This is a genomic window from Desulfosarcina sp., from assembly GCF_033791525.1.
Taxonomy (GTDB): Bacteria; Desulfobacterota; Desulfobacteria; order Desulfobacterales; family Desulfosarcinaceae; genus Desulfosarcina.
Genome location: NZ_JASJGN010000002.1, coordinates 1 through 7,827, shown reverse-complemented (window position 1 = coordinate 7,827; position 7,827 = coordinate 1). Strand labels below are relative to the sequence as shown.

At 51.5% G+C, this 7,827-nt stretch carries 9 protein-coding genes; 4 read left to right on the top strand and 5 right to left on the bottom strand.

The annotated features are described in order from the left end of the window. The 3 genes from QNK41_RS00055 to QNK41_RS00045 form a co-directional block, all read left to right on the top strand. Positions 1-300: response regulator (locus tag QNK41_RS00055; protein WP_319252474.1), on the top strand; the 300-nt coding region annotated here is incomplete at its 5' end. A gap of 327 nt (positions 301-627) precedes the next feature. Beyond that, entirely contained in the window at positions 628-1,080 is a 453-nt protein-coding gene (locus tag QNK41_RS00050) for a nucleotidyltransferase domain-containing protein (protein WP_319252472.1), read from the top strand. A gap of 144 nt (positions 1,081-1,224) precedes the next feature. Next, positions 1,225-1,809, top strand: a complete 585-nt coding sequence (locus QNK41_RS00045; RefSeq protein ID WP_319252470.1) for a hypothetical protein — start codon at positions 1,225-1,227, stop codon at positions 1,807-1,809. Positions 1,810-1,840: 31 nt separating this feature from the next. Here QNK41_RS00045 and QNK41_RS00040 read toward each other — a convergent pair whose 3' ends face one another. The 5 genes from QNK41_RS00040 to QNK41_RS00020 all read right to left on the bottom strand — a co-directional run bounded on the left by QNK41_RS00040 (position 1,841) and on the right by QNK41_RS00020 (position 5,417). Further along, positions 1,841-2,107, bottom strand: a complete 267-nt coding sequence (locus QNK41_RS00040) for a PilZ domain-containing protein (protein WP_319252468.1) — start codon at positions 2,105-2,107, stop codon at positions 1,841-1,843. A gap of 101 nt (positions 2,108-2,208) precedes the next feature. Next, positions 2,209-2,697: an acetolactate synthase small subunit gene (gene ilvN, locus QNK41_RS00035; protein WP_319252466.1), complete on the bottom strand. Its 489-nt coding sequence runs from the start codon at positions 2,695-2,697 to the stop codon at positions 2,209-2,211. Positions 2,698-3,020: 323 nt separating this feature from the next. Beyond that, positions 3,021-4,553, bottom strand: coding sequence for an aldo/keto reductase (locus QNK41_RS00030; RefSeq protein ID WP_319252465.1), 1,533 nt, complete (start codon positions 4,551-4,553; stop codon positions 3,021-3,023). Between the two features lie 4 nt (positions 4,554-4,557). Then, on the bottom strand, positions 4,558-4,986 hold the full coding sequence (locus QNK41_RS00025; RefSeq protein WP_319252463.1) for a DUF3783 domain-containing protein: 429 nt from the start codon (positions 4,984-4,986) through the stop codon (positions 4,558-4,560). Positions 4,987-5,030: 44 nt separating this feature from the next. Then, positions 5,031-5,417, bottom strand: coding sequence for a hypothetical protein (locus tag QNK41_RS00020; RefSeq protein ID WP_319252462.1), 387 nt, complete (start codon positions 5,415-5,417; stop codon positions 5,031-5,033). A gap of 901 nt (positions 5,418-6,318) precedes the next feature. Here QNK41_RS00020 and QNK41_RS00015 point away from each other — a divergent pair. Beyond that, the gene (locus tag QNK41_RS00015) at positions 6,319-7,311 is read left to right on the top strand and encodes an aldo/keto reductase (protein ID WP_319252460.1); all 993 of its coding nucleotides are present in this window, start codon (positions 6,319-6,321) and stop codon (positions 7,309-7,311) included. Positions 7,312-7,827: the final 516 nt, after the last annotated feature.

The window sequence follows — 7,827 nt, the reverse complement described above, 5'->3', positions numbered from 1 at the left end:
GCAGACTTTGCCGAAGAGGGGCAGTGCGCCGTGAGGAAATACCAGGCCGCCCTTGACGCATCAACGCCCTACGATGCAGTCATCCTGGACCTGACCATCAAGGGCGGTATGGGCGGCCAGGAAACCATTGAGATGCTCAAGCAGATTGACCCCTCGGTCAAGGCTATCGTTTCCAGCGGTTATTCGGACAACCCCGTGATTGCAAACTACAAACAATACGGTTTTTGCGAGGTGGTGGCAAAACCTTACGAAATGATTGAATTCAGCCAGAAGCTCTATCGGGTGGTCAACGACGCTTAACCACATTGCACATTTCACCGTCGGGCGTTTGTGTTGCAAAGGGTCCGATGACGGGCTTAGGCGATAAACATCCAACGCCAACATCGGCGGGTGAAGGAAAAACCTGACAAGGCGAATTAATCCAACTGAACATCGTCTCTTTTCAACGATCAAGATGATCTATCCGTGTCCGAATGTTTTTCCCACAAGCCATACTTTTAGCATGGCGAAACGGCAACCACGCGGTTCATTCCACGGCATGTCCTTCCATTCCTGATATTGACAAGTCCCAGTCTAAGAAATAGAGTAAACTTAATAGATTAAACTCGCTGCAGGTATTATAAAGCTATGAAAAGCCTCAATCATATATGTGAGCAATATGGTATAGCCCTTTGCTATCTTTTTGGTTCCCAAAAAAAACAGGGTTTAGCTTGCTTAAAAGGGGCAAAAATCGAAGTGGAGGATACCGAATCCGACATCGACTTTGCCGTCTTGTTTATGTCAACACCGGAAAATGTTGTCGAGACCTATGCAAAACTTTCCGTGGAACTCGGAGGGCTTGTATTTCCTTTTCAAGCGGATCTCGTTTTTCTGCATGAAGTCGACCACCTGATACAGTTGGAAGCCATCCAGGGCATCAACATCTTTGCCGTTGATGGCACCGTTAAAGACAACTATGAATTAAAAGTCATGGCATTTGCCAGTGATGAAACCGTGATTTTTAAGAATAATGAGAAAGACTTTCTAGAGGCAGTTCGAGATGGTTATTTCCGATTTAAATACCAAGCTAATCCAGGATAGGCTGGGTTTTGTTGCCAGTTGTGTAGAAAGAGAGATGAAGGCGTTTCTGGAAGCTTATAACGCCTTCAAACGAAATAACCGCCTATCCTGACATACCATACCATCCAGTTTGGATGTCGCGTGACCCATTCGAAAAGGTAACAGATGAAGAGCAGACGCCTGAACGCTATCGGTTGGATGGGGAAGATCCTGCTGATAGCTACAGTTACCGGCTGTACCCTGTTTAATCATACAAAAGGATACGAGACGCAGGCGGTCGACACGCATCCGATCATCGCCAACCTTGCCCCGGACATCGAAAGGCTCTACCTCTCCTGGCACGAATTGGATCAGACATACAAGGACATCAAATTCCTTGAAAGAGGGTTTCTATTTGATCCGGATGACCGGCAATTGGGGTACGTTCAGAAGGCAAGTCTTTATGTACAGGACGCCGCTGTCAGGATCCGCCACCGGTGGGAGCAACTTTCCGTGCTCCATTACATCCGTCCTGAAATGATGCGGGACTACCTGACCTTGAATGTCAAGGAATTGACGTCGGCCATCAGGGAGATTGGGTACGATGAGAAATTCTTAACCATCTACGGATCGTTTATTACCCACGAGGCCGTCACCGATGATTTGAATCGGGCAAGGGACAGTATCAAAATTAATATGGGTGTGTTGAATCAGATTCTGGAGCGTCTGCTGCCGATTGAAAACACGACAACGCCGTCGACGGTTCTATAAGCAGTTGTCGGACCGTCGGAAGTGGTAGGGTCTATAAGAACTCGACGGCGAACCCATCTCCGCTGGTCCAGTGCACTCTGGCCCGCCGTTTGATGTTTTTCTTACCACTGGTATAAGGGATGCTGATGGTAATGAGATCGCCTTTTTGAACCTGATTGACCGAGAGGGTCATTACAAACGCCCCGCCCATGCTGATGTCTTTCAGCGTTCCGGCAAAGGCATATCCATTCAGGGAAAAGATGACATCGCTGTGATAGCTTTTGCGTTCGTACCGCCTTCTGAATTCTCCGGTCCCCATTTAAGCGCGTTTCCTTTCACGATCGGTCCACGGGTCGTCCATCTTGACAATGCAAACAGTGTTCCAAGTGGAACAGCGTCGGGAAATTGCGATCTCTCTGTTCAACCGGGTTCCCGGTACAGGGCCAGTATTCCGGAACGGGCCACCTTCTTGATGCCCATGGGCGCCAGCAGTCGCAGCAGGGCTTCGATTTTTTCCATCTGGCCGGTCACCTCGATAATGTAGTGGGTCAGCCCGGTATCCACGATGCGGGCCCGGAAGCTATCCACGATGCGCTGAATTTCAGACCGGTGCGAATCGTGCGCGGTGACGCAGATCAGGGCCATTTCCCGCCTCACCGCTTCTTCTCCGGTCATATCCCTGACCTTGATCACGTTGATCAGCCGCCGCACCTGTTTCATGATCTGCTCCATCTGGTCCGGGTTCGTATTGGTGGTAATCGTGATGCGGGACATATCCGGGTTGGCAGTAGGAGCGCCGCAGATGGTCTCGATGTTGTAGCCGCGACTGGCAAAAAGCCCGGACACCCGGGCAGTCACCCCCGGCTCGTTTTCCACCAGCATGGTGATCGTGTGTTTTTCGGTTTGCATGGGCTTGCCTCCACCGCACATGTTTAACAGGCTGTTGAAAAACGATTACGCTTGACCATACAGCGTTAAAATTTGGCTCAAAATGCTCATTTATCACCCATAAACTCCGCTATTTCGCCAAATTTTGCCTTGTCTTGCCTGCGCTCATAACGGTTTTCATCAACCTTTTAAAGGATAACGGGAAAGAATGGGGTGCGGACGTTGTATCAAAAACGAATACGCAGGGCAATCAGTTAGACGCCCGGTGATCGAGGCAATCACACGCAGGCGTGTTTTGGAAGGTGTGTGCAGATAGTCGAAGGGTTTTCCGGTCAACGGTGCCTTCAGTCGGAAAAAATCTCCAGCGCACCCTTTCGCAGCCGGTTCCACGAGTCGGTCCGATCTGCCTTGTCGGTGGGTCGGTGAAGTTCGGCCAGCACGTCAGAGACATAGGCGTCCTTGCGCATGCCCACGAGGACGGTCGAAACACCGGCAGTCGAAGCGATCGCACGAATGGCTTTCTGGCTCAAGGTACCGGGTTGGCCCCACGCCTCGTCAGCCTGCCCAATCATGTTGAGAATTTTCTTCTCCAGGACCACCGCAGCATCGGCATAGACGGACGCCACGGCACGAAAGGCGCGGTCGAGGGTTTTTTCATGGGATGGGATCCAGGTGGCCAGGTCGGGATTGTTGTCAGCATGAGGCAATAAAAAATCCATCACCCCCTGAATGCGGGGTATAAAGATGCCGTCCCTGGCTTCCCGCCAGCGTTCATAGGAGCCGAAGGTTCGCCAGTGATGTTTGAGCGTTTCTGCAAAGCAGCCCTGCTGTTTGATGCGGACCCTCAGCCCACCGGGAACGGATTCCATATCGGGCAGAATCTTGCGCCACAGCCGGGTTTCACTTTGGGCCAGGTCCTTGATGGCATGGATAATCTCTGCATAGTCCATCCGGCTGCGCACCTCGATGCTGGCCAGACGGACCATGCGCTTACCGGTAAACGCGTTGAGGGGACGGTTGATCAGCACGCCGAGTCTTTTTTCCCGGGCCACGTCCAGAACGGTTTTACCATCCGGCTGATTTTTCTCCACCACCGCGCCCGGTTCGAACAGGTTGAAGGGAAGCTGGATCACCCGACAATGATGCGCACCGCCGATGGATTCGGCAATCTCCCATACACGCTGCAACGCAGTGAATTCGGCATCTTTCGCAGATGCGGGAAAGGTGTTGGAGCTGATGCCGTAAAATCGGATGCGCCCCTGTTGCACCTCATCTTCCAGGTGACGGAACGCCCGCTCGATTCGCCGGTAGTATTCCTTCTCAGCCCTCTCACGGTCAACCTCCTGCTTGTGGGTCCACCCCAGGTAGTACTCGGGATTGTGCAGCAGGTATCCGTCAAGGGTGTCCAGGCCCAGCCGCTTCAGAGACCGCTCAATCTGATCGTCGAGAAACTCCGGGTGAATGCAGTGTTCCAGACCATCGGCGTATTCGACGACCTCCTTAAAAGGATTGCCGTCAGCTTTGCGCTGCTGACTCAGGGCATAGATGTTTCCCTGAAGATAGCCCCCTTTGGAGACGACCACGACCTGTTCCCGATTCATCCGGCCCGATTCGATCAGCGCCGCTAGCACCTCTCCGACCAGCTGCTCCGAACCGCCATCGGCGTAATTGGCGCTGGTATCGATGAGATTGACGCCACTGGTCAGGGCTTTTTTCAGCGCGTTCGCATGGGCGGTCACGCCGACATTGACCCGGTAGCAGCCAAAACCGGCACCGCTCACCAAAAGCCCGGTACTGCCAAACGGCGTGAAGACAAGGCCTGAAAATTGGTCGGCAATCTGTTGGGTACCGGCAGGTGTGGCGTATCCGGAGATCATTAGGTTATTTTTTCCTGCGTTCGGAAAGGGCCTTTCGCTCGGCCTGCAATTCGCTGAGCAGTTGCACCAGTGGCCATGTTTCGGACGTCGGCGTCAGCGCTGCCCACAGGGACTGCTGCATGCCGGTTTTTCGGCATACCGTCATCAGTCCGTGAAGCTGGTTTTCCGTGATGCCGGAGACGACAACGGCCCGGGGGAGATCAGAACCCGTGCCCGCTCCGGTGCCATCGGGGAGGCTAAGCAGTGCAGATAGTGTCTCTTTTCCATTTTCTTCGCAGGCCCATACGACTTCAACCTCCTGCAGCCCTGCCATTTTCAGGACCTCCATGAATTTAGGCTGGGCCGCAACGGAAAACCCGCAGAGCAACAGTTTTGGGACGCCATACATGGGGCTGTCCGAGTGTTGGACTTTTTCAAAAGTACCGTCTGTCATTTTTTAGCTCCGGTTGCAGCATTGATGGGTTCGCGGCCAACGGATCAGGGAGCCTCGATCTTGGGCCACTGTTTGATGATTTGCAGGGTTTCCCGAACGAATGCACAGCTGCATTTTATCGAACAAGAAGAAAGGTCTGTTTCGCTCAGACAATGGCCCGGGCATTCGGGTTCACCGGTTTTTCTCATTTCATAAACCGGTCCGTCGTAAAGATGTTCGAACAGCGCGGCCTGGCAGGCCAGGGTGGTTCCGCAGTCGTGGTTGAATAAAATAAGTCCCAGTCCCAAATCGTCAAAGGTCGGCATGTATCCGACCAATTCGATCGTCGGGTCCTGGATGAAGGCATCCAGACTCCCCCATTGTTCTTGGCAATTGGTGCACGTTTTAAACGTTGTGGCAACATGAGCAGCCGGAAAGGCGCTTGGGGTCATTTTTCAACATTCTCCGGATTGGGTCGGTGTTAGATTCTTACGAATCTAATTATGAATTCTTAATTTTAAATTTTGAATGAAGGCATTCTATCTTTTTATAAAATGGGCCGAATGCATTAATTCAAAATTAAAAATTCAACATTAAAAATTAAAAAAATGTTTGGTTAGGATCTTCTCCATACGACATTTTGCAGGGACATGCAAACAAGTTGAACCCTCCCCGCGGCAAGCCGCGAGGAATCTTCACCGTAAGGATGAAAGTCTATTTTCAGTTCGCTCGCTAACCCCGGCCCAAATGGCGGGAAATTCGCGCTATTGCGTTTCAAACTTCAAAATTTTTGGTTCTTCTCCAAATTATTTGGAGAAGAAGGGTTCGAGGATTCGAGGGGTCAAGTTTATGTTCTCCAACTATCTTATTCATACCACATACATCCTTTTTCCTTATCTGTATTCACAGATGATACCGATCCTTTTTTAGATAATGACAACTTATCGAGATGATGCGTCAACAGTGTTCCAAAAATCTTCATTAGGTTTTAACGAGCTGTTATTTTTTGGCATTTCACTTGAACCGCGATAGTGAGCGCATTCCTCGCCGCTTGCGGCGGGGTTAGCGAGCGAACTGAAAATAGACTTTCATCCTTACGGTGAAGATTCCTCGCGGCTTGCCGCGGGGAGGGTTCAATCCTTGGATCCTTGAACCCTTGAATCCTCTGAGTCACACCAAATAGATAAGCCGTAACCCGTTTATTGCTCCAGTTTAACACCAACTAATCGGGAGATGATCCATTTGTTATTATGAGCCGACGGTCACTATCATACACGGGTTGGGTATGCGATGAAAGGCCTTAGGCAATCCGGAAGATACATACTGACTTAGCCACGATATCGGAGAGAATCGATGGACACACGCCGTCTGGGAAACAATCATCTTGAAGTGTCTGCCATCGGTCTGGGGTGCTGGGGCATGTCCCACGCCTATGGTCCGGCAGATGAAAAAGAATCGCTGGCCACAATGGAAAACGCGCTGGATCTGGGAATCAATTTTTTCGACACCGCCGATGTGTATGGCGACGGGCACAATGAAACCCTGATTGCCAGGGTGCTGAAAAACCGTCGCCAGGATGCGCTAATCGCCACCAAATTTGGTTTTGTGGGAGACGAGCACGGTGCGGTGCGTGTCTGCGGGCGACCCGAATATGTTGCCACAGCCTGCGAAGAAAGCCTGAAGCGGTTGGGTGTCGATGTCATCGATCTCTATTACCTGCACCGCCTGGATCCTGACGTTCCCGTGGAAGAGACCGTGGGAGCCATGGCCGATCTGGTGGCCCAAGGCAAAATCCGAACCATCGGTCTGTCGGAAGTTTCTGTCGCCACGCTGCGCCGGGCCCACGCCGTTCATCCGGTCACCGCCCTGCAATCCGAGTTCAGCCTCTGGCACCGGGATGTGGAACAGACGATCCTGCCCGCCTGTCGGGAACTGGCTGTGTCCCTCGTGCCTTATTGCCCGCTGGGCCGGGGGTATCTCACCGGCACCGTAAGCACCGTGGACGATCTGGCCAAGGCGGATTATCGACGGGCCATCCCCCGTTTCGATGCTGCGGCCATGGATCTCAACCAGCGCCTGGTAGGCCGTTTGAAGCACCTGTCGCAGGCCAGCGGCCACACGCCGGCCCAACTGGCCATCGCCTGGCTGCTGGCCAAAGACCCGTCGATTGTCCCCATTCCGGGCATGAAGCGCAGGCGACACCTCATGGAAAATGCAACGGCCGCGGCAATCCGGCTTTCAACAGAAATGATCCACGCGTTGGATGCCCTGGGTGATCAGGTGGCCGGTGAGCGGCACAACGCCCAAAACCTTCAGTTTGTTGACCATGAAAACGGATATGGTTGAGATTTGGAGATTGGTAATTGGAATTTGGTACTTGAACTTTGTTGCTTAAGCTGTCCTGACCTATACTTTAATTGACAGATTGGAAAAATGAGTCAGAACCTCGTTTGAAAGTGTGGTATCACTATTTTTCGGAAGCCCCCTCACCATTGATGAGTTGGAGGAATCTGGGAAAATCGCCATCACTTTTTCGCTGTGATAGCCAAATGAAAGTCAACTAATCATCAAAAATGCCAACTACCAGACCTTGTGGTTGGCCTTTTTTTTGCCCATGCGGTTCTTAATAGCAGCTACCTGTCGTGCTGGGAATCGTGTGGTACGATCTGGCTACTGTTAAATCAGTCACTTCCCATAAGTCGCTTTTACAGCGAAAAAACGGGCGAGGATTGTATCTGGCAATTCCCGCCTATCAGAAAATTCTACAAAAGAGGAATAATGGTTGTAGTGCATTGTATCGGCCTATCATATAAAATCTCTTTTATGATTTTGCCGGTACTCTGAAATTTTGCTGGTACAAAT

Excerpts from the sequence above, each read along its gene's own strand:
- QNK41_RS00050 (WP_319252472.1), top strand. The coding sequence starts at position 628 with ATGAAAAGCCTCAATCATATATGTGAGCAATATGGTATAGCCCTTTGC.
- QNK41_RS00025 (WP_319252463.1), bottom strand. The coding sequence starts at position 4,986 with ATGACAGACGGTACTTTTGAAAAAGTCCAACACTCGGACAGCCCCATG.
- ilvN (WP_319252466.1), bottom strand. The coding sequence starts at position 2,697 with ATGCAAACCGAAAAACACACGATCACCATGCTGGTGGAAAACGAGCCG.
- QNK41_RS00020 (WP_319252462.1), bottom strand. The coding sequence starts at position 5,417 with ATGACCCCAAGCGCCTTTCCGGCTGCTCATGTTGCCACAACGTTTAAA.
- QNK41_RS00040 (WP_319252468.1), bottom strand. The coding sequence starts at position 2,107 with ATGGGGACCGGAGAATTCAGAAGGCGGTACGAACGCAAAAGCTATCAC.
- QNK41_RS00030 (WP_319252465.1), bottom strand. The coding sequence starts at position 4,553 with ATGATCTCCGGATACGCCACACCTGCCGGTACCCAACAGATTGCCGAC.
- QNK41_RS00015 (WP_319252460.1), top strand. The coding sequence starts at position 6,319 with ATGGACACACGCCGTCTGGGAAACAATCATCTTGAAGTGTCTGCCATC.
- QNK41_RS00045 (WP_319252470.1), top strand. The coding sequence starts at position 1,225 with ATGAAGAGCAGACGCCTGAACGCTATCGGTTGGATGGGGAAGATCCTG.